The sequence below is a fragment of the Bacillus cereus group sp. BfR-BA-01347 genome (assembly GCF_022663835.1).
GTDB classification, from domain to species: Bacteria; Bacillota; Bacilli; order Bacillales; family Bacillaceae_G; genus Bacillus_A; species Bacillus_A thuringiensis_K.
The window spans coordinates 1-21,242 of the sequence record NZ_JAKUGG010000002.1 but is presented as its reverse complement, the minus strand read 5'-3'; the positions used below and the strand labels follow the sequence as shown (position 1 = coordinate 21,242).

Genomic DNA, 21,242 nt, shown 5'->3' with positions numbered 1-21,242 from the left:
TCTTCACCTCTCCTAAAAAAATCAAAAAACCCCAAGGATTTAATATCCTTGGGGTTTGGGAGACGTGATTTCTAGAAATATAGTTTGAATACGAAAGCATAGGAAAGAAACCTAACGATAATTGATATTTCTGCATAAGGAAAAAACCTAGCAAAATATCGAATTTTTAAACGCTAGTTGTCTCTTTTTATTTCAGTATAAAAAATAAGTATAGAAAATTAAACATATATAAAGAATCAAAATGAATCTTTAAAAATATGCATACTGAAATAAAAGTGTATTCACTATATAAAAAACTAGAAACATATCCTTCTCCCATCCAGACTATACTGTCGGCCCTAGAGTTTCACTAGATCCACCGTTTTCGAGTTGAAAACGGGTCACGGACTTAGAAGTTTTCACTTCATCACCGCCGGTTGGGAATTTCACCCGACCCCGAAGGATGCTGTTTGCTCAAATTATAGCACAAAAAAAATAAAAGGCTAGTAAAAAATATTCGAATGTGAAGAATTGTGTGAAAATATATGCAGGCTGGAATGGAAATAAAAGTATTAGAAATGTTGTAAGGAGAAGGGATATAACGGAGTTGCTAAAAAGAAAAAACATGCACAAAAAAATGTGCATGTCACATGTAAAATTATTCTGCCTCTGGTGCTCTAACAACAGACTCGAATTTACCTTTATGCGAAGCGTCGCAATAAGGCATATTTTTTGATAAACCACAACGGCATAAAGAAAATGCCGGTTTTGCTGGGAATACATTCCCTTGTGAGTCGACTAATTCCACGTCCCCTGTAACGCGAAAAGAGCCATTATCATTTACTTTAATTTGTACTTTTGCCAACGTTATCCCTCCTTCCCAAACGCTTAATTTCATCATATAATCAAGGGAAGTGCTTGGCAATATAAAGTGAAACTTTAATTAGTGGGGAAGGCATCCCCCACTAATTATTAGTTGAACCAATCGGGCTTTTAGGGGCAGTTAATCTCCCACCTAACTTCTTTGTTTCAGCCGAATTTTGAGGTGAGAGTTTTACTGCCCGCAAATAGCGGGGAAAAAAGAGCACTTTGTTTGAGAAAGAAGAGAGTGTTATAATAGTTTTCATAACTGACTAGAGTAAGGTGACGAGAGATGGATAAACAATTACATACATTACGAAATATTGCAAATGAGCGCACGTGGGCATCATTTTTGAATGATAATCATCCATATAGTTTGTTACATTGGTCCATTGCAGGTGTAGGGCAAGAGGCAAAGGATGTTTGGTTACTTCAAGATGAAGTAACATTTCAAACGACAGAATTCCCAACGTTAGATGATGCAATGCAATGGATTTCTGAAAATATGGAACAAGTTACAGACGTTTTAGCGCAATAAAAAACAGGCTTATGCAAGCCTGTTTTTTGTTTCTTTCACATAGGTGTTTAAAAATTGATCGACGGCTGCTTCGTATTCTTCTTTATTTTCGTTATAAGAGCAAGCGTGTGCACCGTGTTCTGCAATATAAAGTTGTTTATTATTTTCTTTCGCTTCATATAACGCTTTTGTCATATCAGCTAAAATATAGTCGTCATCTTTACTATGAATAAAGAGAACGGGATTGTTAATATTTTTTATACAGTCGATTGGTGAAACTTCACGAATTGTATAACCGTCACGAACTTTCAAAAATGCGTTTGCTAAAGGTAATAAAGGCCATTTTGGTAAATGGAATTCAACCTTTAAACGGTGCTGTAATTGTCCGTGAAAATCAGAGAAAGGACAATCTGCAATATAGAAATCAGCACCATCTTCTAAAAGTCCTGCGTATTGAAGAAGTGTTGCAGCTCCCATAGATTCACCATGAATACCAAGTGTAATATTGGTGCCAAAACGGTTTTTTAGCCAGTCAACTACGGATTTTAAATCATGTTTTTCATAGTATCCATAGCTTGTTGTTTTTCCGCCAGTTTTACCATGACGACGATGATCGTAAATGAGGACGTTATATCCCCTTTTTAAGAATAAGTTTGCATATTTTACAGAGTTTATTTTATTTACAGTTACACCGTGGCAAAAAACCATAAACTTATTGGAGTGACCAGCAGGAATGTAATATCCGTGAAGGTCGTATCCGAATTGAGAAGGGATATGAATTTCTTCTTTATGAAGAGCATCAAAATCCTCTATACGAAAATGTTTTTTCGTTTCTCTTTCGAGTACTTCTTCCTCTGTTTTTTTCTTTAAGTACATCACTTTATTTGTAAAGAAAATCCCAAGGGCAGTTATTGCACCTAGTATAGTAAACAATGCTGCAAAAAAACGTTTCATACTTTACCTCATCCTCCAAATACCGTTACATGTGATACACTTATATTGTATCACAATGATATAAAAGGGGAGAAATAGGAAATGCTGCATATACAAAAAATTACGTCAGCGATGAAAGAAACAATCCGAATGTTCATGTGTGAGAACTGGGGAAGTTCATTGATGATTTCACGTGGTAAGGGACATCAGTTAGAAGAGTTGCCAGGTTTTGTTGCGCTCTTAGATGACAGAATAATCGGAATTGTAACGTATGAAGTGAGCGGAAATATGTGCGAAATTGTATCGCTGGATAGCTTTGAAGAAAGAAAAGGAATAGGGACGAAACTTGTGGATTGTGTATTACAAGTTGCAGAAGAAGAACGGTGCAGCCAGGTCTGGCTTATTACAACAAATGATAATATGAATGCGTTACGATTTTACCAAAAACGTAATTTTGTAATGACTAATTTATATGTGAATGCGGTAGAGGAGGCACGAAAAATAAAGAAAGAAATTCCACGTATTGGATATGATAATATCCCAATTTTACATGAAATTCAGTTGGAGTATCGTTTAGTGAAATGATGTAACAATTTTCAGAAATATAAGTCATTAATCTTGACGGTGAGTGTAATTTAGGTTACCGTAAAATTGTAATCTATTACCATATTAAGGGGTGACGATGTGGCAACTATACGTGATGTTGCAAAATTGGCAGGTGTTTCAGTCGCAACCGTTTCACGAGTTATTAATGAAAAAGGATACGTTCATGAGGACACAGTAAAACAAGTAAAGGAAGCAATTGAAGAATTACGTTATAGGCCAAACAGTGCAGCGAAGCCACTATTTAAAGAGAATTCAACGATAATTGCATTACTTGTAGATAATTTAAGTAACCCATCAAACATCACTTTGCTACATTGTATTGAGGAAATAGCATATAAAGAAGGCTATCAAATCATTATTTGTAATATAGAGAATAAAGATAGATACATACATATGCTGAAGCAAAATAATATTGCAGGTGTTATTTTGACAAGAGCAGTTTTTAAAAGTATAGGAGAAATTCCATTTCCGTTTGTTGTGATTGATGAGCAACAATCACATGGAAATTATTATGAAAGTGGACAGAGAGCTGTTTCTTTATTAAAAGAGAAAGGGTGTCACTTTCTTGCATATTTCGGTGAGGGAGAAGAAAGTGAAGAAATGGAAAATCATATAGCAGGGTTTTTAGACGCTGTTTGGGATGAAGGAATCTCTTATCGAGAAGAATGTGTACAAGGGTATACAAATAAACAATTTATTACATTATTGCAAAACAATCCGTATATAGATGGAATTGTAGCCTCAAGTGATCAGATTGCTATTGAGTTAATTCGGTCAGCGAGATTTCTAAATATACATATACCAAATAAATTAAAAATTGTTGGACCGAATGGGAGCATAGAGTGTGAATGGATAGGTTCATCACTATCGACAATTGAAAGCAGTGTCAAAGATAACGGAAAAGTAGCTTTTCAACAATTAAAAGGAAAAATAAAAAAGTAAAAGGTGCGTTTTATACGCACCTTTTTATAATGTAATTGCGGCAATAAAGCCAAATATAAGTAACGGTATATTGTAATGTAGAAAAGTGGGTACACATGTATCCCATATATGATGGTGCTGACCATCAGCATTTAAACCGGATGTTGGTCCAAGGGTACTATCCGATGCTGGAGATCCTGCGTCACCTAGCGCTCCGGCTGTACCGATAATTGCAATTGTGGCCATTGGACTAAATCCAAGCTGAATGCAAAGAGGTACAAAAATGGTTGTTAAGATAGGGATGGTTGAAAAGGATGAACCAATTCCCATCGTGACGAGAAGTCCAATAACGAGCATAAGAAATGCAGCGAGTGGTTTGTTATTTCCGATTATATGTGCACTCGTTTGCACCAGAGATTCAACATGTCCTGTTTTTCGAAGAACAGCGCCGAATCCAGCGGCAGCGATCATAACAAAGCCAATAAAGGACATCATACGCATTCCGCTTGTTAATATCGCATCTGCTTCTTTAAGTGGTAGACTGCCACTAACTGATAAGACGATAATACCTGCTAAAGCACCGAAAATCATTGATTCTGTAGTTAATTGAACAGTTAATGTAGCAATGATAGATAATAACCCGAAAGTAATGCTACGTTTTGTATAGGGAACGATTTCATTTTCGGTAGTATGAATTTGTTCTGTTTCATACGTACGAGGTTTTCGGTACGTAATGAATACCGCTACACATAATCCAATAATCATACCGATTGCTGGAATAGTCATTGCTTTTGGAATAAGTGTGACATCGAATGTAAGGCCGCTTTGCGCAGCGTTGGTTTGTAATACGTCATGATAAATTTTTCCGAACCCTGCAGGGATCCACATATAAGGAGTAATCAATCCAAATGTAATAATACATGTGACAAGTCTGCGATCCACTTTCAGCTCATTTAATACTTTTAAAAGTGCTGGAATTAAGATGGGGATGAAAGCAATGTGAACAGGAATCACATTTTGTGAGAAACAAGCCATCGTTAAAATAATGAATAAAATAAGTATTTTAGAATAAATTTGTTTTTTCGTGTCTTGTTCACTGCCAATCCATTTTAATGCAGTTTGAATCATAGCATCTGGAAGTCCTGTTTTGGAAAGGGAAATAGCGAAACCACCAAGCATTGCATAACTTAAAGCGATTGGAGCACTGTTTCCAAGACCAGTTGTAAAAGTGTTAATTGTTTCTGAGATACCGAGTCCGCCGATAATTCCGCCTGTTAAAGCTCCAACAATGATGGCGACAATGACCTGGACACGTAACAAACTAAGCAATAGCATAATTGCTACTGCGACGAGTACAGCGTTCATAATAAATGTAATCTCCCTAAATTTTTATTCTGTTAAGACAAGTAAATATGAAACATTTTGCTATGTTTATACATACTTGCGACATATTATTATAAAATGTTTTCTATGAAATGTAAAAGAGCCTTTTGTTACTAATGCTGAAAAGCTAGCTCTTGTTTAATTGATTGCAAAGAATTGGCGAATAATTCTGGTTCTTCTAAATCAGGAGAATGTGCTGAATTTGGGAACCAGATCATCTTTTTTATAGGCGCTTCAATAATATCGCAATATTCCTGAACGAGTGCATAAGGAGTTTGATAATCATAGCGACCAGAACAAAAATAAACTGGAATAGATAAACTTGAGATAGAAGAAAAGAAATCGATTGTCAGCATTTCTTCCCATAAAACGCCAGATTTTAAATTTCCTGCGAGAAACTTGAACCAATCTAATAGCGTATACTCAGGAGAAAAGAAACCTTTTCGTATGAAAGAGAAGGAAGATCCGTTTTGGATTGCGCCTCCAAATGTGCCAAGCCACTTTCTTTGAATAATGAGACGTCTCGTATCTAAAAATGGTGGTTTGCCTAATTTTAAAAGGGAAGCTAATGCTTTTTTATGATCATGTTTTTTGGCAGAATGAATTAAATGTTGATATAGCAATTCTTCATTTTGTTTCATATGTACAATTTGCCCAATACCGATGTAAGCCTGGATATACTTTGGATATTGATGTGCTATGTTAAGCCCAATAATACTTCCCCAAGAATGACCAGCGAGAAATAGTTTTTGTTTGTTGAACCTTTTAAGTACATATTGAATCACTTCTTTTGCATCGGAAACGAATTGTTCGATTGTGAAATTTGCTCCGAAATCTTTCATTGAAAAGGATTTACCAGCCCCGCGCTGATCCCAATTAATAACAATAAATTGCTTCTCTAATTCTTTTTGAAAATGGCGAATAAATCCGATTTGTGCCATCCCAGGTCCGCCGTGACAGCATAATAAAATAGGCTGCTCTACGTTTTGCCCACGCATAAGGAGAGTTTGTTTTCGATTATTAATCATAACGCTTTCTATCGTAGCGATACTATTAGGAATGAGTTGTTTGTTTTCGTTATAGAACTGAGGGGTGTAGCTACGAAAAAGCATATTGAAAACCTCCTTTTGTGAAATCGTATGAATCGCACAGGCTATTCATTTTGCATATACTGTTAGAAAATCATTGTAACATACCATACTAGTGTCATTTCAACACGGGAGGAGGGAAATTGTGACGATTGGAGAAATTATAGATGGTTTAAATAGACGGGAATCCATCGCTATTATAGCAAAGCGTCTTGAAATAAGCCCGTATACATTATCGAAGAAATTAAGATTGATTGGATATGAATATGATGGAGAGCAGAAGAAACGTATTTTTGTAGGAGATGGAGAAGAACCACGTCACTTACAACTCCAAGAAGCGACCGCCCTTCAATATGAGAAAACAGATTATCAATTATTAATTTATGAGCAATTACAAAGCATTTATGAGTTATTAAGAAAAAGAGAAGAAGTAATTGCACCAATTGTGAGTAAAAGTACAGAGAAAAAGAGACGAACCTTTTCTATTAATACAGAAATATTAGCAAGATTGGACCTTATATCAGAATCGAAAGGAATTCAAAAATCTAAACTTGTAGAAGAAGCGTTGCAACAATTTTTACAGCAATATGAAGTTGACAAAGCATCACATTTTGATAACTAAAGAAAAGGATACTATGTTCATTGGAAGAACGAGTATCCTTTTTATGATGTATATTACGTATAAAATAGAGGATCAGTACAAATCCTTTATGGTGTGAAAAATGAAATTTATTATTAGAGAAACACTTAATTTACTTTTTGAATTCTTCCATCAATAACTGGCTGAATGGGTTCTTTTAATTGTTTTACGTAATCGACTAACGCTTCAAAGTCGTTTGGACCAGTTTCTGCATTTTTACCATTTTTAAATGATACAAATCCGTCACCGCCAGAAGCTAAGAAGGCATTTGCAACTACGCTATACGTTGTAGATGGAGATAATTCTTCTCCGTTTGTTAAACGTATATTTGTAACTTTTTCACCGTTTGGTTTATTTGCATCCCACGTATATTGAATACCTGAAATTTGAAGCATTCTTGTTGTTCCTTTTTGCCATTGCTGATTTAAAATATCGCCAATGTCTTGACCTGTTAAATCTACTTTAATCAATTGATTTCCAAAAGGTTGAATGCCGTATAACTCACCCCACGTAATATCACCAGCATCTAAGTCATTACGAATGCCACCAGGATTCATGAGGGCGATTTGGGTTTGCATCGTTTGACGCTGAGCATCGGCAACTAAATTTCCAAGAGTGGATTCACCAGCATCATTTTGTTTACGGTCGATAGGTGCTGTAGATTTTCCGACTACTTCATTTACAAGTGGTGCGATTTTTTCTTTATATTGATCTAGTTTTTTCTTTACTTGTTTATCAGGTTCTACACCTTCATGATACGTTGTAACAACTTCAGCTTTTTTCTTTACAATATCCTTTGTTTTACGATCAATTGTTACATCCACGTCTGAGAAAGCCGTTCCGTATGAATTTGCTTGGACAATTAGTTTATTATTTACTGTACCATTTACATACGTATGACTATGTCCACCGAAAATAACATCAACTTCTGAGTCTGTTTCATTTGCAATTCGAGTAAGATCGCCATTTGTTATCCCAGACTCATCGGTTGTTCCACCGACATGAGCAAGAACGACGATAGATTTAACGCCGAGGCGTTTTAATTGTTGTGTTGATTTATTAATTGCTTCTACTTCATCAGTAATTTGTACATTTTTAAGCATCGTAGGCATAACGACATTTGGTGTATCAGTTGTAACAACCCCAATGAATCCTACAGGAACACCATCTACCATTTTTATAGTAAATGGTGGTAAAAATAAGCGGCCAGTTGATTTGTTATAGAAGTTAGCAGCTACATAGGGGAAGTTAGCACCTTTGAAATTCCCTGTTTTTTCATGATATCCACCGTAAATGAGGCGTTTCATTTCATCAATGCCTTCATCAAATTCATGGTTCCCGATTGTACCGACATCAAATTTTAAGTCATTTAAAAATTCAATCGTCGGTTCATCTTGTAATAATGCTGAAACTGGTGGACTAGCTCCGACGATATCACCAGCATGTACGAGAAGTGTATTAGGGTTTTGTTTTTTATGTTCTTTTAAATAAGTAGCTAAGTAATCAGCGCCACCAGCTTCTTTATTATTGATTTTTTTAACAGTATCTAGTTGTCCATGGAGATCATTAATACCAAGCATTTGTACGTCTATGTAGCGGTTTTGTTCAGCTGGATTCTGAGATGGGGGAGCGGCGAATACGGTTGAAAAAGTAATGGTGCTTAAAACGGCAACAGCAGGAATGATTTTTTTCCACATAATATAATTCTCCTTTTTTTATAATCTGACATCATACGACATAATTTTAATAGATTCATAGGATTATATCTATATAAAAATTTAGTTTTTTCGAAAAATTAACATATTTACAAAAAGTGAATAATAGAGTAACGTCCCTTTTTTGTTGTCGATTTCATGGTGTATCTACTATAATGGAGAAAAAAGTAAAAGGTGAGCAGCATGAAGAAAAAGAAACAAAGACAAATGCAAAGACAATCGCAAGTGAATCAACCAAAGAAAGAATCTCTTACATTAGGTGATCAATTAAACGATTCACTTATGCAGCAATTAAAGAGTAAGAAGAAAGAATTGCAAGTGAGAGAAGAGAAAAAAGAGGCAGCAGAACTGGAAAGAAAGCGTCAAGAACAAAAAGAACGTGAAAAGAATAAATCATTTGAAGAACTGTTAAGTGAAAGTAACCTTACTTGGAAAGACTTTAAATAATAACGAAAATGATCAGTGAAATAACGCTGATCATTTTTTTGACGAGCTTGTAAGAAAAGGGGAGTTAGAATGAGAAAAATTGTAGTTGTTCCGCATGAAAATCATTGGGGTGAAAAGTTTCAAATAGAGGCTGAAAGATTAAAATCTGCGATGCCAGAAACAGTGAAAATTCATCATATTGGAAGTACGTCAGTGCCAGGACTGGCAGCTAAACCAATTATAGATATGATTATGGAAGTAGAGAGTATCGATAGAGTAGATAGGTGGAATGAACGATTTATAGAGCTTGGTTACATCGTAAAAGGGGAAAATGGTATTCCAAGACGCCGGTATTTTATTCATGGAACTGAAGAAAAACGCTCGTATCATTTACACGTGTTTGAAAAAGGAAATCCAGAGATAGTAAGGCATTTAGCATTTCGTGATTATATGATGGCTCATTGTGAAGAATCTGAGGCATATGCAACTTTAAAGAAAGAATTAGCTGAAAAGTATACATATGATGGTGCGTTATATTCAGAAGGGAAAACTGAGTTTGTACGTAATGTTGATGAAAAAGCGAAGAAATGGATAGAAAATAACGTGAATGAATGAGTTCGCATTATTTTTGAATATGTATAAATTTATTATGTAAACTGTACATATGTTTTGACTTTTTGGTTGAATCTTGTTCAAATAAAGTGGTGGCTTATAAAAAATGTAATAATGAAAGGGAGACGACTGTGCACATTCCAACAACTACACTTCATAATGGCGTAAAAATGCCGATGATTGGTTTAGGCGTTTATAAAGCGAAAGAAGGCGACGAAGTAAAACAAGCAGTAAAAACAGCGTTAGAAGTTGGATACCGTTCGATTGATACAGCAACTGTATATGAAAATGAAAGCGGTGTCGGAGAAGCGGTTCGTGAATCAGGAATTCCGAGAGAAGACATCTTTATTACAACAAAAGTTTGGAACGACGATCAAGGATACGAGGAAACACTTGAGGCGTTTGAAAAGAGTTTGAAAAAATTACAAATGGACTATGTAGATTTATATTTAATACATTGGCCGGTAAGAGGGAAGTATGTTGATACGTACCGAGCTTTGGAGAAATTGTATGAAGAAGGTAAAGTGCGCGCGATTGGTGTTTCGAATTTCCATAAACAACATTTAGAACTGCTATTACCTAATTGCAAAATAAAGCCGATGGTAAACCAAGTGGAACTTCATCCGATGTTGACGCAATTTGAGTTGCGTAATTTCTGTCAAGGTGAGCAAATTCAAATGGAAGCATGGAGTCCATTAATGAGAGGCGGAGAAGTATTTCAGCACCCGATTATTCAGGCCATTGCTACTAAATATGAAAAAACACCTGCGCAAGTTATATTAAGGTGGGATATTCAAAGCGGGATTGTGACCATTCCTAAATCTGTTACACCATCTCGCATTCAGGAGAATTTTTCTATCTTTGACTTTTCACTAACGGAAGAAGAGATGACTCAAATTAATACGTTAAATCGTAATTTACATGTAGGAACGAATCCTGATAAATATGATACGTTATAAAAAGACGCTACCATACTGGTAGCGTCTTTTTAACGATGTAAAGCGTAGGTATCACATTTAGCGATTTGCTGAAGCTGTATATATTCTTCTGTTGTTAACTGTGTTTGTTTACTAGCCTGTACATTTTCTTGTAATTGTTGAATAGAGCTTGCACCAGGTATAACAGCTGCAACAGTCTTATTATGTAAGCAATATTGAATAGCTGTTCCTGTTAAAGAGCGCTCTCCAATCGTTTCTTTTACACTCGCTAGAGTTGTATGTAATTCATCGTAAGAATAAGAGAGATAATCCTTTTCCTTTACTCTTTCTATTTTTCTTGCATTGTTGTCAGTTAAAATTCCTTTTGCAAGTGGCCCGCGGGCAATGACGCTAATTTGGTGTTCATTCAGAAGGGGGAACCATTCTTCTGGACGACGATTTAAAAGGCTATATTCCATTAGTACACTAACGATATTTGAACGTTGTGCATATTCACGGATGACATTTGGACGTATAGAAGAAATACCGTAATGGCGAACGATACCTTCTTTTTTTAATTCTTCAAAGGCTTCAATTGTTTCATCTATAGGATCTTCAATCGTTCCGCCGTGAAGTTGATAAAGATCAATATAATCAGTTTGAAGTCTACGTAAACTTTCTTTCACTTCAGCCTTTATGTAATTCTTAGAAGGATCCCAGGACCAGCCGTTTTTTTCTTCTGTCCATCGATTTCCAACCTTTGTTGTAAGAACAATTTGGTTTCGTTTTCCTTTTAATGCTTTTCCAACAAATTCTTCGTTTAATCCGTAATCATATAAATCTGCTGTATCAAAAAAATTGATTCCTAAATCGATTGCTCCATCGATAATACGCAGGGCTTCTGTTTCAGATGTACCGAGAGACATACAGCCAAGTCCCATTTCTGTCACAAATAAATCTGAGTTTCCTAATTGACGTTTTTTCATAGGTCAACCTCCTTACCTTTATTGTACGAAAGGGAAAAGAGGTTGACAAACGTTTACTTTTTATTTGCTGTAATCCACTCTTGTACAGTTGTATACTCTTTGCCATATTGTTTTAGCTTATGGCGAATTTGCCATGCTTTTCCGACTAAAGTGACGCGATTTGGTAAAATATAAACTTTCATTTCTATCACGCTCCTTTCAATGTGGTAAAATGTATGAGGAAAGAATAGGAAATAGAACAGGGAGATGAAGTAGTATGAGTAATCTTGCAGAGAGAACAGTAAAAACTGAGCCAATTTTTGATGGTAGAGTTATAAAAGTTCGTGTTGATGATGTAGTATTACCAAATGGAGCAATGAGTAAACGTGAAATTGTAAATCACCCTGGTGCAGTTGCTATTATTGCTATTACTGATGAGGGGAAAATGGTACTTGTTGAGCAGTATCGTAAAGCGCTTGAAAAGGCGATTATAGAAATTCCAGCCGGCAAGTTAGAACCCGGTGAAAAACCTGAGGTGACAGCAGTTCGTGAATTAGAAGAGGAAACAGGATATGTATGTGAAAATATGGAGCTCATTACTTCTTTCTATACATCTCCAGGATTCGCAGATGAAATTTTATATGTATATAAAGCGACAGGTTTGACAAAAAAAGAAAATAAAGCTGAGTTAGATGAAGATGAGTTTGTGGAATTAATGGAAGTATCGTTAGAAGAAGCGATTACTCTTATGAAAGATCTTCGTATTCATGATGCGAAGACGATGTTTGCAGTACAATATTTACAACTACAAAGATAAACACTCGCCAAAGGCGAGTGTTTTTTAATTGATTTTTGCATATACACGTGCATCACGTAAGCTACCATCTGGTGCTAGGAGATCATTTTCCATTGTACCTTCTAGAATGAATTCTAGACGTTCTGCTAAGCTACATGCATTTATATTTGTTGCATCAGTACGAATTTCAATTCTTCTAGCGCCTAGTTTATCAAAGGCGAACTGAATCGCACCTTTAACAGCTTCGGTCATATAGCCTTGTTTTGTATAGGCACTATGTAGCCAGAAGTGAAGTGAAAACTTTGGAATATCCCAGTTTTCAGGCTTTAGTGTAATTGCTCCGATGAATGTACCAGATACTTTATCATATAAGTGAAAATCAAGTGTTTCACGAAGTAAAAACTGTCCGTGAGCTTCGCGAACAATTTCTTCAGCACTCTCTTCTGTTTCAGCGTTAATTGGTATCCACGGTACTAAGTCTTCTAGAGAAGCTTGGATTGCTTCATATACTTCGGCACCATCACCTGGAAATGGTTTACGAACTTGCAAGCGTTCAGTTTGAAATAATGTTGGAAAATCTAATAATAATGGTTTCAAGAGAAATCCCTCCTATTCTCTACTTTTTAGTTTAGCAAAGTAGAGCGGAATTTCAATGCTAATTCGTCATACTTTTTTCTTTCTTTCATACATTTTTAATAAGAGCGTGAACGGAGGGAAGAAAAATGTGGCGAAAAAATTGGCAAGACCGTGTAATGTCTCACATACAGGAAAACTCTTCATTATATATATTTAACGCTGTTTTATTATTGATGGGAGTAATATTCGGAGCCATTCTTGTGAATAGTTTACAAATCAATCAAAAACAAGATTTATCATTTTATTTACAACGTTTTTTTGGACAAGTCTCTAAAGGAGAATTTGTCATTGCGGGCGAAATGTTTCGAGAAAGTTACTTTTCGCAATTAAAATACATCGGATTTATTTGGATTTTAGGAATTTCAATTATTGGATTACCACTTATTTTTATTTTATTATTTGTAAAAGGAGTTGTCGTCGGATTTACAGTTGGTTTTTTAGTAAGTCAGCATGGATGGAATGGACTATTATTAGCATTTGTATCTGTTTTGCCACAAAATTTAATTATCATTCCAGTCTTTCTCGTTATGACAACCATTGCTGCAAGTTTTTCTTTACGGATGATTAGGCATCAATTTATTAGAAAAATAACCGAACCACTATTACCATTATTAATCCGTTATACATGCTTCTTTCTCGTAATTGGAGTGGTGTTAGCACTTGCTTCTAGTGTGGAGGCTTACGCATCACCAGTTTTAATGAAAGAAGTCGTTGAGGCTATTAATAAAAAATAAATACTTTTTGAGAATAATTATCAATTTGTTTTTATTGTTTTTTCTTTTGACAGAAGCCCTTCTTCTGATATAATGGTGTAAGAGTGGCGAGGAGGGAGTAGTACCGAATGGAAGAAAGAATTGAACGAATTAAGAAGCAATTACATGCAGCGAGCTACAAATTAACACCGCAACGTGAAGCAACAGTTCGTGTGCTGCTAGAAAATGAAGAAGATCATTTAAGCGCAGAAGATGTTTACCTCCTTGTAAAAGAAAAGTCGCCAGAGATCGGATTAGCAACCGTCTATCGAACTTTAGAACTATTATCTGAGTTAAAAGTTGTCGATAAGATTAACTTCGGAGACGGTGTTTCACGCTATGACTTACGCCAAGAAGGTGCGCAGCGTTTCCACCATCATTTGATTTGTACACAATGTGGTGCTGTACAAGAAATACAAGAAGATTTACTTGGTGAAGTGGAAAGGAAAGTAGAACGAGACTGGAGCTTTAAGGTGAAAGATCATCGTTTAACATTCCATGGGATTTGTAAAAATTGTCAAGAAAATGAAACGGATGAAAAATAACCTTTTCCTATTTATCTAGGAAGAGGTTTTTTATTTGAATAAGGTATAAATAGGTGAAAGCTTGGCATATGTTGTAATAACTTATATTTTGGAGGAATTTACAATGCGCCGAGCTTTAAAATTAACTTTTGATGGAATAAAAGTATTTTTATTATTTACAAGTTGTACGATTTTGTTTTATTTCGCTATACTATGGATAAATGAAGAATATGAAAGCTATCATCGTTATGAAAAACCTAAAGAAGAGACTGTAGAAAAAGTATCAGGGAATGAAGAACCGGCAAAGGATGCTTTCGTAAATAGAATGATGTTTTTCTATGAAAATGGGGAGTAGTGTAGAGTGGAAGATCAATTAAAAGATTTTATTCATTATATGGTTGTCGAAAAAGGATTAGCAAAGAATACAGTAGTATCTTATGAACGGGATTTAAAAAGCTACGTAAAGTATTTGCAAAATGTGGAACAGACGAAAACTTTTCATGAAGTGACCCGTTTACACATTGTTAACTTTTTGCAGTATTTAAAAGAGAACGGAAAATCTTCGAAAACATTGGCGCGTCATATCGCATCAATTCGTTCGTTCCACCAATTTTTACTGCGTGAACGAGCGGTAGAACACGACCCATCCGTACATATTGAAACGCCACAAGGGGAACGGAAATTACCAAAAGTATTATCAGTTGATGAAGTAGAGGCGTTACTTCAAACACCAAAAATGACAAGTGCTTTTGGGATTCGTGATAAGGCGATGCTAGAGTTACTGTATGCGACAGGACTTCGTGTTTCAGAATTGATTGCACTCAATTTAGAAGATGTACATTTAACGATGGGATTTGTTCGTTGCATAGGGAAAGGGAATAAAGAAAGAATTATTCCACTAGGAAGTTTAGCAACGGAAGCGATTCAAAAGTATATTGAAAAAGGAAGAAGAGAATTAATGGGGAAAAAAGTAGTAGATGCACTCTTTTTAAACCATCATGGTAATCGATTATCAAGACAAGGATTTTGGAAAATATTAAAACGATTAGCGAAAGAAGCAAATATTGAAAAAGAGCTTACACCTCATACGTTGCGTCACTCGTTTGCTACGCACTTATTAGAAAATGGAGCAGATTTACGTGCTGTACAAGAAATGCTTGGACATGCAGATATTTCAACGACTCAAATCTATACGCACGTTTCAAAAACTAGATTAAAAGATGTATATAAACAGTTTCATCCGAGAGCATAGTTACTATGCTCTTTTTTTATAGATTAAGAGGGGAAGACTGTTTCACAGAAACTTCACAAACATTTCGTATATTGTTTTCAGCAGAAGACTGGAATATTACAATGTATTTCCTCTATACTAAATAAAGTATAAAGGAGGAAATGATGATGAAAAAACTGATTATGACTTTATTTATCGCGATGCTAGCATTGGCTGGCTGTAATACAAACAAAGAAGAGCCGAAAAAAGAACAGAAACTTGAAGCTGTAAAAGTAGCAGTCCAAACAAATCCGAAAGAAATTAAACCAGGTGAAAAAACAGAAGTACAAGCACTTGTTACACAAGGAAAAGAAAAAGTAACGGATGCTGATGATGTAAAGTTTGAAATTTGGAAAGATGGCGACGAAAAACACGAGATGTTAGATGGTAAGCATAAAGGGAAAGGTGTTTATGCAGTCGAGAAAACATTCGAAACGGATGGAGTATACCATATTATCGCTCACACAAATGCACGTGAAATGCACGTTATGCCAGAAGTAAAAGTTGCTGTAGGAAATGCGAAAGTAGAAGATGCGAAAAAAGAAAATAGTGATCACAGTGCAGGACATGGAGATCATAAAAGTGACACAATGATCCATCTTATGGCTGGAGACATAAAGGCAAATGCTGAATCTACAATGAAAGTTCATTTGAAGCAAAAAGAAGAAGCATTAACTGGTGCTGAAGTACAACTAGAGATTTGGAAAGATGGTGTTGAAAAACACGAATTTATTCCAGCGAAAGAAGGGAATAAAGGAGAGTATGAAACGAAACATACTTTCAAAGAGAACGGTGCTTACAAAGTGAAAGTACATGTAAGAAAAGGCGAATTGCATGAACATAAAGAAGAAACGGTAGAAGTAAAATAAAAAGTAGCTCTTTAGAGCTACTTTTTATTTTTAATATGAAGAAATAAATCATAAAAAAATTAGCACTTCGTTGCAGAATGGATTACAATAGAAGTGTGAAGAAAATGAGAAATTCTACGAAAATGTATTAAAAAGAAAGCGTAAACATGTTATGATATCAGTATCAGATGTCTGACATCTGACTTAGAAAAAACTAGAAATGTTTTTGAATCGTTTCAAGTAAACGAAATAGGTTAGAAAATGATTTAAAGAAGTACTGTTTGACAATGAGAATTCTTTTGGATAACAGTTTCACTTTATAGCGTTTTGAACATACTACAAGAAGTAGAACTGAACTTATAGGAGGTCGCAGTTATGAATAAATATAAACGTATATTCCTAGTCGTAATGGACTCTGTGGGAATCGGTGAAGCACCAGATGCTGAGCAATTTGGTGATCTAGGATCTGACACAATTGGTCACATTGCTGAACATATGAATGGGTTACAAATGCCTAACATGGTGAAATTAGGTCTTGGTAACATTCGAGAAATGAAAGGTATCTCTAAAGTAGAGAAACCACTTGGATATTACACAAAAATGCAAGAGAAATCTACTGGTAAAGATACAATGACAGGTCACTGGGAAATCATGGGCCTTTACATTGATACACCATTCCAAGTGTTCCCGGAAGGATTCCCGAAAGAATTACTTGATGAATTAGAAGAAAAAACAGGCCGTAAAATTATCGGTAATAAGCCAGCTTCTGGAACTGAGATTCTTGATGAACTTGGTCAAGAGCAAATGGAAACAGGCTCTTTAATCGTTTATACTTCTGCTGATAGCGTATTGCAAATTGCAGCACACGAAGAAGTAGTGCCACTTGATGAGTTATATAAAATCTGTAAAATTGCACGTGAATTAACATTAGATGAGAAATACATGGTAGGTCGTGTTATTGCTCGTCCATTCGTTGGTGAACCTGGAAACTTTACACGTACACCAAACCGTCATGACTATGCATTAAAACCATTCGGCCGTACAGTAATGAATGAATTAAAAGATAGTGACTACGATGTAATTGCTATCGGTAAAATCTCTGATATCTATGATGGTGAAGGGGTAACTGAATCACTTCGTACGAAGTCTAACATGGATGGAATGGATAAGCTTGTAGATACATTAAATATGGACTTTACAGGTCTTAGCTTCTTAAACTTAGTTGACTTTGATGCATTATTCGGCCACCGCCGTGATCCACAAGGATACGGAGAAGCTCTGCAAGAATATGATGCACGTCTTCCAGAAGTATTCGCAAAACTAAAAGAAGATGATCTATTATTAATTACAGCAGACCACGGTAATGATCCAATTCACCCTGGTACTGACCATACACGTGAATATGTACCATTATTAGCATATAGCCCAAGCATGAAAGAAGGCGGACAAGAGTTACCACTTCGTCAAACATTTGCTGATATTGGTGCAACAGTAGCAGAAAACTTCGGTGTGAAAATGCCAGAATACGGAACAAGCTTCTTAAACGAGCTAAAGAAATAGGGGGATAAACAAATGAATCGTGAACTTATTACAAAATCAGCTTCATACTTAAAAGAGAAATTTCAAGAGACACCACAAGTAGGACTAATCCTTGGGTCAGGACTAGGTGTATTAGCAGACGAAATTGAGAACGCAGTAACAGTACCTTACAGTGAAATCCCTGAATTCCCAGTATCAACTGTAGAAGGCCATGCAGGTCAACTAGTATTTGGTACACTTCAAGGTGTAACAGTAGTAGCAATGCAAGGACGTTTCCACTTCTATGAAGGATACGACATGCAAAAAGTAACATTCCCAGTTCGTGTTATGAAAGAACTAGGTGTAGAAACAGTAGTTGTAACAAACGCAGCTGGTGGTGTAAATACATCATTTGAGCCAGGCGATCTTATGTTAATTTCAGATCACATTAACTTCATGGGTACGAATCCATTAATCGGACCAAATGATTCTGAAATGGGCGTACGTTTCCCTGATATGTCTACATCATATACAGTAGAACTTCGCGAAATGGCGAAACAAGTTGCAGCAGACTTAAATATTAAAGTACAAGAAGGTGTATACGTAGGAATGACAGGTCCTGTATATGAAACACCTGCTGAAATTCGTATGCTTCGTACACTTGGCGGAGATGCAGTTGGTATGTCAACAGTACCTGAAGTAATTGTAGCGCGTCATGCTGGTATGAAAGTATTAGGTATTTCTTGTATTTCAAATATGGCAGCTGGTATTTTAGATCAACCACTTCACCACGATGAAGTAATTGAAACGACAGAACGTGTTAAAGCTAACTTCTTAGCATTAGTAAAAGCAATCGTAAAACAAATGAAGGGGTGACTTCACAATGAGAATGGTGGACCTAATTGCAAAAAAACGTGACGGACATGCATTAACGACAGAAGAAATTAACTTTATTGTTGAAGGATATACGAATGGTAATATTCCTGATTATCAAGTAAGTTCACTTGCAATGGCAATTTTCTTCCAAGATATGAACGATCAAGAGCGTGCGGATTTAACGATGGCAATGGTAAATAGCGGTGATACAATCGACTTATCAGCTATTGAAGGTGTAAAAGTAGATAAGCATTCAACAGGTGGTGTTGGTGATACAACGACACTTGTATTAGGTCCATTAGTAGCTGCTTTAGATGTACCAGTAGCGAAAATGTCTGGACGCGGCTTAGGACATACTGGTGGTACAATTGATAAATTAGAAGCAGTTCCAGGATTCCATGTGGAAATTGAAAACGATGAATTCATGCGTCTTGTAAATGAAAATAAAATCGCTGTTATCGGCCAAAGTGGTAACTTAACACCTGCTGATAAAAAGCTATATGCACTTCGTGATGTAACAGCAACAGTAAACTCAATTCCGCTTATTGCAAGTTCGATTATGAGTAAAAAAATTGCTGCTGGTGCAGATGCAATTGTTCTTGATGTAAAAACTGGGGCAGGTGCATTTATGAAAACGGATGAAGATGCAAAACGTTTAGCAGAAGCAATGGTACGCATCGGTAATAACGTTGGTCGTAATACGATGGCAGTTATTTCTGATATGAGTCAACCACTCGGTGAAGCTATCGGTAACGCATTAGAAGTTCAAGAAGCAATTGATACATTACAAGGTAAAGGGCCGAAAGATTTAGAAGAGCTATGTTTAACACTTGGAAGTCAAATGGTGTACCTTGCTGGACAAGCTTCATCTTTAGAAGATGCACGTGAAAAGCTAATTGAAGTAATGAACAACGGAAAAGCACTAGAATCATTTAAAACGTTCTTATCAGCGCAAGGCGGCGACGCATCTGTTGTTGATGACCCTTCTAAATTGCCACAAGCACAATTTAAAATTGAAGTGGAAGCGAAAGAAGACGGATATGTATCAGAAATCGTTGCAGACGAAATCGGAACAGCAGCAATGCTTTTAGGAGCAGGACGTGCAACGAAAGAGTCTGAAATTGATTTAGCAGTTGGTCTAATGCTGCGCAAAAAAGTAGGCGATAGCGTGAAGCAAGGTGAATCTCTTGTTACAATTTACGCAAACCGCGAAAATGTTGAAGATGTAAAAGCGAAAATTTATGAGAACATGAAGATCTCTAAAGAACACGTAGATGCACCAACTTTAGTACACGGTATCGTAACGAAGTAATAAAAAAAGCTGAGGAGATTTCTCCTTGGCTTTTTTTACTATTTTTTGTTTATAATAATAATGGGTGAAATTATGATTAGAATTTGTGCAGTAACAAAAACAGATGAAGTATTATATGATGTTTCTCTAGAAGAAACAAAGAAAGACCATATTGTATGGTATTGGCTAGATTTATATAAGCCAACGAAAGAAGAGTATACATATATTCTGCAAGACCATTTTAAGTTCCATCCCCTTGCAATTGAAGACTGTATAGAATATGTACAGAGGCCAAAAGTTGATTTTTATGATGGATATAACTTTTTAGTTCTTCATGCATTTGGGGAAGATGGACTAGAACCGCACGAAATCGATTTATTTATTAGTGATCGTTATATTGTTTCTTTCCACTTTTCTCATAACAATGCAATCGAAAGAGTATGGAAAACACTTGGAGAAAAGAAGCGTATTAAAAATAGTCCTTTACACGTAGCTCATACAATTATCGACCAAATTGTAGATGACTATTTTGCGCCTGTATATTACATTGAGGATCATTTAAATGCAATTGATGATAATTTAACGGGGGAGACAGCAGGAAGTGTATTAGAAGAGGTATTTGATATACGTGCAGATTTATCAAAGCTAAGGCGTACAATCATTCCGATGCGTGATTTATTATATCGTATTTTAAATTCGACTCGTTTTTACGGTATAAGCGATCATGAAATTTACTTTAAAGATATACATGATCATTTGCTTAAACTAACAGAAATGATTGAGGCAAGCCGAGAGTTAACAGCAGATATTCGGGATAGTTATTTTTCATTAAACTCACATCATATGAATAACATTATGAAAACATTAACTGTATTCTCGACTATTTTCATGCCATTAACATTTATTGCGGGAGTATATGGAATGAACTTTACGCATATGCCAGAGCTTGGTGGACAATATAGTTATTTTATTTGTCTACTTATCATGGCACTAATTGGCGGGGGAATGATGGCCTGGTTTTATAAAAAAGGATGGTTTAAGTAAAAAAACACCGAGGATTTTGAAGTGAACCCGAATAGTGGTACATGAAAAAAACACCTCCTGAATTCGCATACTAAGTATGCAAATTCATTGGAGGTGTTTTTCGTTTGAAGACAAGAGTTCATTA

At 35.8% G+C, this 21,242-nt stretch carries 25 protein-coding genes and 1 riboswitch; of the genes, 17 read left to right on the top strand and 8 right to left on the bottom strand.

Translation table 11 applies throughout. From position 1 onward, the window contains the following. Positions 1 to 303: 303 nt before the first annotated feature. A riboswitch (FMN riboswitch) is annotated at positions 304 to 447 on the bottom strand. A gap of 190 nt (positions 448 to 637) precedes the next feature. Beyond that, positions 638 to 844: a CDGSH iron-sulfur domain-containing protein gene (locus MR143_RS03330; protein ID WP_001151582.1), complete on the bottom strand. Its 207-nt coding sequence runs from the start codon at positions 842 to 844 to the stop codon at positions 638 to 640. Between the two features lie 288 nt (positions 845 to 1,132). On the opposite strand from MR143_RS03330, the gene MR143_RS03325 reads away from it, so the two are divergent. After that, the gene (locus MR143_RS03325; RefSeq protein WP_000360793.1) at positions 1,133 to 1,378 is read left to right on the top strand and encodes a DUF2552 family protein; all 246 of its coding nucleotides are present in this window, start codon (positions 1,133 to 1,135) and stop codon (positions 1,376 to 1,378) included. Positions 1,379 to 1,387: 9 nt separating this feature from the next. On the opposite strand, the gene MR143_RS03320 is transcribed toward MR143_RS03325, so the two are convergent. Then, the gene (locus MR143_RS03320) at positions 1,388 to 2,311 is read right to left on the bottom strand and encodes an alpha/beta hydrolase (RefSeq protein ID WP_000819229.1); all 924 of its coding nucleotides are present in this window, start codon (positions 2,309 to 2,311) and stop codon (positions 1,388 to 1,390) included. A gap of 81 nt (positions 2,312 to 2,392) precedes the next feature. Between MR143_RS03320 and MR143_RS03315 the strand changes: the two genes are divergently transcribed. Further along, positions 2,393 to 2,875 carry a GNAT family N-acetyltransferase gene (locus MR143_RS03315; protein ID WP_000902443.1) on the top strand — a complete coding sequence of 161 codons (483 nt, stop codon included), beginning with the start codon at positions 2,393 to 2,395 and terminating at the stop codon, positions 2,873 to 2,875. 99 nt (positions 2,876 to 2,974) lie between these two features. Further along, entirely contained in the window at positions 2,975 to 3,838 is an 864-nt protein-coding gene (locus tag MR143_RS03310) for a LacI family DNA-binding transcriptional regulator (protein ID WP_000201352.1), read from the top strand. A gap of 24 nt (positions 3,839 to 3,862) precedes the next feature. On the opposite strand, the gene MR143_RS03305 is transcribed toward MR143_RS03310, so the two are convergent. Further along, on the bottom strand, positions 3,863 to 5,182 hold the full coding sequence (locus MR143_RS03305; protein WP_000994814.1) for a Na+/H+ antiporter family protein: 1,320 nt from the start codon (positions 5,180 to 5,182) through the stop codon (positions 3,863 to 3,865). A gap of 131 nt (positions 5,183 to 5,313) precedes the next feature. Next, complete coding sequence (locus tag MR143_RS03300) at positions 5,314 to 6,312, bottom strand: alpha/beta fold hydrolase (RefSeq protein WP_000898976.1); 999 nt, start codon at positions 6,310 to 6,312, stop codon at positions 5,314 to 5,316. 121 nt (positions 6,313 to 6,433) lie between these two features. Here MR143_RS03300 and MR143_RS03295 point away from each other — a divergent pair, with 121 nt between their 5' ends. Beyond that, complete coding sequence (locus MR143_RS03295) at positions 6,434 to 6,910, top strand: ribbon-helix-helix domain-containing protein (RefSeq protein WP_000151930.1); 477 nt, start codon at positions 6,434 to 6,436, stop codon at positions 6,908 to 6,910. Between the two features lie 125 nt (positions 6,911 to 7,035). Here the strand turns inward: MR143_RS03295 and MR143_RS03290 are convergent, their stop codons facing one another. After that, positions 7,036 to 8,625 carry a bifunctional metallophosphatase/5'-nucleotidase gene (locus MR143_RS03290; protein WP_074593471.1) on the bottom strand — a complete coding sequence of 530 codons (1,590 nt, stop codon included), beginning with the start codon at positions 8,623 to 8,625 and terminating at the stop codon, positions 7,036 to 7,038. Positions 8,626 to 8,826: 201 nt separating this feature from the next. On the opposite strand from MR143_RS03290, the gene MR143_RS03285 reads away from it, so the two are divergent. The 3 genes from MR143_RS03285 (at position 8,827) to MR143_RS03275 (ending at position 10,640) form a co-directional block, all read left to right on the top strand. Next, positions 8,827 to 9,090 (top strand): YqkE family protein, encoded by a 264-nt coding sequence (locus MR143_RS03285; RefSeq protein WP_000727559.1) that lies wholly within the window; start codon positions 8,827 to 8,829, stop codon positions 9,088 to 9,090. Between the two features lie 69 nt (positions 9,091 to 9,159). After that, positions 9,160 to 9,684, top strand: coding sequence for a GrpB family protein (locus MR143_RS03280; RefSeq protein WP_242280615.1), 525 nt, complete (start codon positions 9,160 to 9,162; stop codon positions 9,682 to 9,684). A gap of 128 nt (positions 9,685 to 9,812) precedes the next feature. Beyond that, positions 9,813 to 10,640, top strand: coding sequence for an aldo/keto reductase (locus tag MR143_RS03275; RefSeq protein ID WP_000548006.1), 828 nt, complete (start codon positions 9,813 to 9,815; stop codon positions 10,638 to 10,640). Between the two features lie 29 nt (positions 10,641 to 10,669). Here MR143_RS03275 and lolS read toward each other — a convergent pair whose 3' ends face one another. Then, on the bottom strand, positions 10,670 to 11,584 hold the full coding sequence (gene lolS / locus MR143_RS03270; protein WP_000747201.1) for an aldo/keto reductase: 915 nt from the start codon (positions 11,582 to 11,584) through the stop codon (positions 10,670 to 10,672). 53 nt (positions 11,585 to 11,637) lie between these two features. After that, positions 11,638 to 11,766, bottom strand: a complete 129-nt coding sequence (gene mciZ, locus MR143_RS03265) for a Z-ring formation inhibitor MciZ (RefSeq protein ID WP_000870295.1) — start codon at positions 11,764 to 11,766, stop codon at positions 11,638 to 11,640. Positions 11,767 to 11,840: 74 nt separating this feature from the next. Between mciZ and MR143_RS03260 the strand changes: the two genes are divergently transcribed. Beyond that, positions 11,841 to 12,380 carry an NUDIX hydrolase gene (locus tag MR143_RS03260; RefSeq protein ID WP_000067044.1) on the top strand — a complete coding sequence of 180 codons (540 nt, stop codon included), beginning with the start codon at positions 11,841 to 11,843 and terminating at the stop codon, positions 12,378 to 12,380. Between the two features lie 24 nt (positions 12,381 to 12,404). Here the strand turns inward: MR143_RS03260 and MR143_RS03255 are convergent, their stop codons facing one another. Further along, positions 12,405 to 12,956, bottom strand: coding sequence for a GNAT family N-acetyltransferase (locus MR143_RS03255; RefSeq protein WP_000803481.1), 552 nt, complete (start codon positions 12,954 to 12,956; stop codon positions 12,405 to 12,407). A gap of 155 nt (positions 12,957 to 13,111) precedes the next feature. Between MR143_RS03255 and spoIIM the strand changes: the two genes are divergently transcribed. The 9 genes from spoIIM to corA all read left to right on the top strand — a co-directional run bounded on the left by spoIIM (position 13,112) and on the right by corA (position 21,118). Further along, positions 13,112 to 13,729, top strand: a complete 618-nt coding sequence (gene spoIIM, locus MR143_RS03250) for a stage II sporulation protein M (protein WP_242280614.1) — start codon at positions 13,112 to 13,114, stop codon at positions 13,727 to 13,729. A gap of 107 nt (positions 13,730 to 13,836) precedes the next feature. Next, positions 13,837 to 14,292, top strand: a complete 456-nt coding sequence (gene fur / locus MR143_RS03245; RefSeq protein WP_000392657.1) for a ferric iron uptake transcriptional regulator — start codon at positions 13,837 to 13,839, stop codon at positions 14,290 to 14,292. A 103-nt stretch (positions 14,293 to 14,395) separates the two neighbouring features. Continuing rightward, on the top strand, positions 14,396 to 14,626 hold the full coding sequence (locus tag MR143_RS03240) for a YqzK family protein (RefSeq protein WP_001250432.1): 231 nt from the start codon (positions 14,396 to 14,398) through the stop codon (positions 14,624 to 14,626). Positions 14,627 to 14,632: 6 nt separating this feature from the next. Continuing rightward, positions 14,633 to 15,523 carry a site-specific tyrosine recombinase XerD gene (gene xerD / locus MR143_RS03235; RefSeq protein ID WP_000390088.1) on the top strand — a complete coding sequence of 297 codons (891 nt, stop codon included), beginning with the start codon at positions 14,633 to 14,635 and terminating at the stop codon, positions 15,521 to 15,523. A gap of 146 nt (positions 15,524 to 15,669) precedes the next feature. Continuing rightward, entirely contained in the window at positions 15,670 to 16,410 is a 741-nt protein-coding gene (locus MR143_RS03230) for a FixH family protein (protein WP_000733670.1), read from the top strand. 354 nt (positions 16,411 to 16,764) lie between these two features. Beyond that, positions 16,765 to 17,949 (top strand): phosphopentomutase, encoded by a 1,185-nt coding sequence (gene deoB, locus MR143_RS03225; RefSeq protein WP_001046079.1) that lies wholly within the window; start codon positions 16,765 to 16,767, stop codon positions 17,947 to 17,949. Positions 17,950 to 17,961: 12 nt separating this feature from the next. Further along, positions 17,962 to 18,783: a purine-nucleoside phosphorylase gene (locus MR143_RS03220; RefSeq protein ID WP_001078446.1), complete on the top strand. Its 822-nt coding sequence runs from the start codon at positions 17,962 to 17,964 to the stop codon at positions 18,781 to 18,783. Positions 18,784 to 18,790: 7 nt separating this feature from the next. Next, a complete protein-coding gene (locus MR143_RS03215; RefSeq protein ID WP_001243086.1) occupies positions 18,791 to 20,095 on the top strand; it encodes a pyrimidine-nucleoside phosphorylase in 1,305 nt (434 codons plus the stop codon). A gap of 60 nt (positions 20,096 to 20,155) precedes the next feature. Continuing rightward, complete coding sequence (corA, locus tag MR143_RS03210) at positions 20,156 to 21,118, top strand: magnesium/cobalt transporter CorA (protein WP_002000765.1); 963 nt, start codon at positions 20,156 to 20,158, stop codon at positions 21,116 to 21,118. Positions 21,119 to 21,242: the final 124 nt, after the last annotated feature.

What these genes read in the sequence shown, in the direction of transcription:
- MR143_RS03325 (WP_000360793.1), top strand. Translation starts at nt 1,133, where the DNA reads ATGGATAAACAATTACATACATTACGAAATATTGCAAATGAGCGCACG.
- MR143_RS03320 (WP_000819229.1), bottom strand. Translation starts at nt 2,311, where the DNA reads ATGAAACGTTTTTTTGCAGCATTGTTTACTATACTAGGTGCAATAACT.
- MR143_RS03315 (WP_000902443.1), top strand. Translation starts at nt 2,393, where the DNA reads ATGCTGCATATACAAAAAATTACGTCAGCGATGAAAGAAACAATCCGA.
- MR143_RS03305 (WP_000994814.1), bottom strand. Translation starts at nt 5,182, where the DNA reads ATGAACGCTGTACTCGTCGCAGTAGCAATTATGCTATTGCTTAGTTTG.
- MR143_RS03300 (WP_000898976.1), bottom strand. Translation starts at nt 6,312, where the DNA reads ATGCTTTTTCGTAGCTACACCCCTCAGTTCTATAACGAAAACAAACAA.
- MR143_RS03290 (WP_074593471.1), bottom strand. Translation starts at nt 8,625, where the DNA reads ATGTGGAAAAAAATCATTCCTGCTGTTGCCGTTTTAAGCACCATTACT.
- MR143_RS03285 (WP_000727559.1), top strand. Translation starts at nt 8,827, where the DNA reads ATGAAGAAAAAGAAACAAAGACAAATGCAAAGACAATCGCAAGTGAAT.
- MR143_RS03280 (WP_242280615.1), top strand. Translation starts at nt 9,160, where the DNA reads ATGAGAAAAATTGTAGTTGTTCCGCATGAAAATCATTGGGGTGAAAAG.
- lolS (WP_000747201.1), bottom strand. Translation starts at nt 11,584, where the DNA reads ATGAAAAAACGTCAATTAGGAAACTCAGATTTATTTGTGACAGAAATG.
- mciZ (WP_000870295.1), bottom strand. Translation starts at nt 11,766, where the DNA reads ATGAAAGTTTATATTTTACCAAATCGCGTCACTTTAGTCGGAAAAGCA.
- MR143_RS03260 (WP_000067044.1), top strand. Translation starts at nt 11,841, where the DNA reads ATGAGTAATCTTGCAGAGAGAACAGTAAAAACTGAGCCAATTTTTGAT.
- spoIIM (WP_242280614.1), top strand. Translation starts at nt 13,112, where the DNA reads ATGTCTCACATACAGGAAAACTCTTCATTATATATATTTAACGCTGTT.
- fur (WP_000392657.1), top strand. Translation starts at nt 13,837, where the DNA reads ATGGAAGAAAGAATTGAACGAATTAAGAAGCAATTACATGCAGCGAGC.
- MR143_RS03240 (WP_001250432.1), top strand. Translation starts at nt 14,396, where the DNA reads ATGCGCCGAGCTTTAAAATTAACTTTTGATGGAATAAAAGTATTTTTA.
- MR143_RS03230 (WP_000733670.1), top strand. Translation starts at nt 15,670, where the DNA reads ATGAAAAAACTGATTATGACTTTATTTATCGCGATGCTAGCATTGGCT.
- deoB (WP_001046079.1), top strand. Translation starts at nt 16,765, where the DNA reads ATGAATAAATATAAACGTATATTCCTAGTCGTAATGGACTCTGTGGGA.
- MR143_RS03220 (WP_001078446.1), top strand. Translation starts at nt 17,962, where the DNA reads ATGAATCGTGAACTTATTACAAAATCAGCTTCATACTTAAAAGAGAAA.
- MR143_RS03215 (WP_001243086.1), top strand. Translation starts at nt 18,791, where the DNA reads ATGAGAATGGTGGACCTAATTGCAAAAAAACGTGACGGACATGCATTA.
- corA (WP_002000765.1), top strand. Translation starts at nt 20,156, where the DNA reads ATGGGTGAAATTATGATTAGAATTTGTGCAGTAACAAAAACAGATGAA.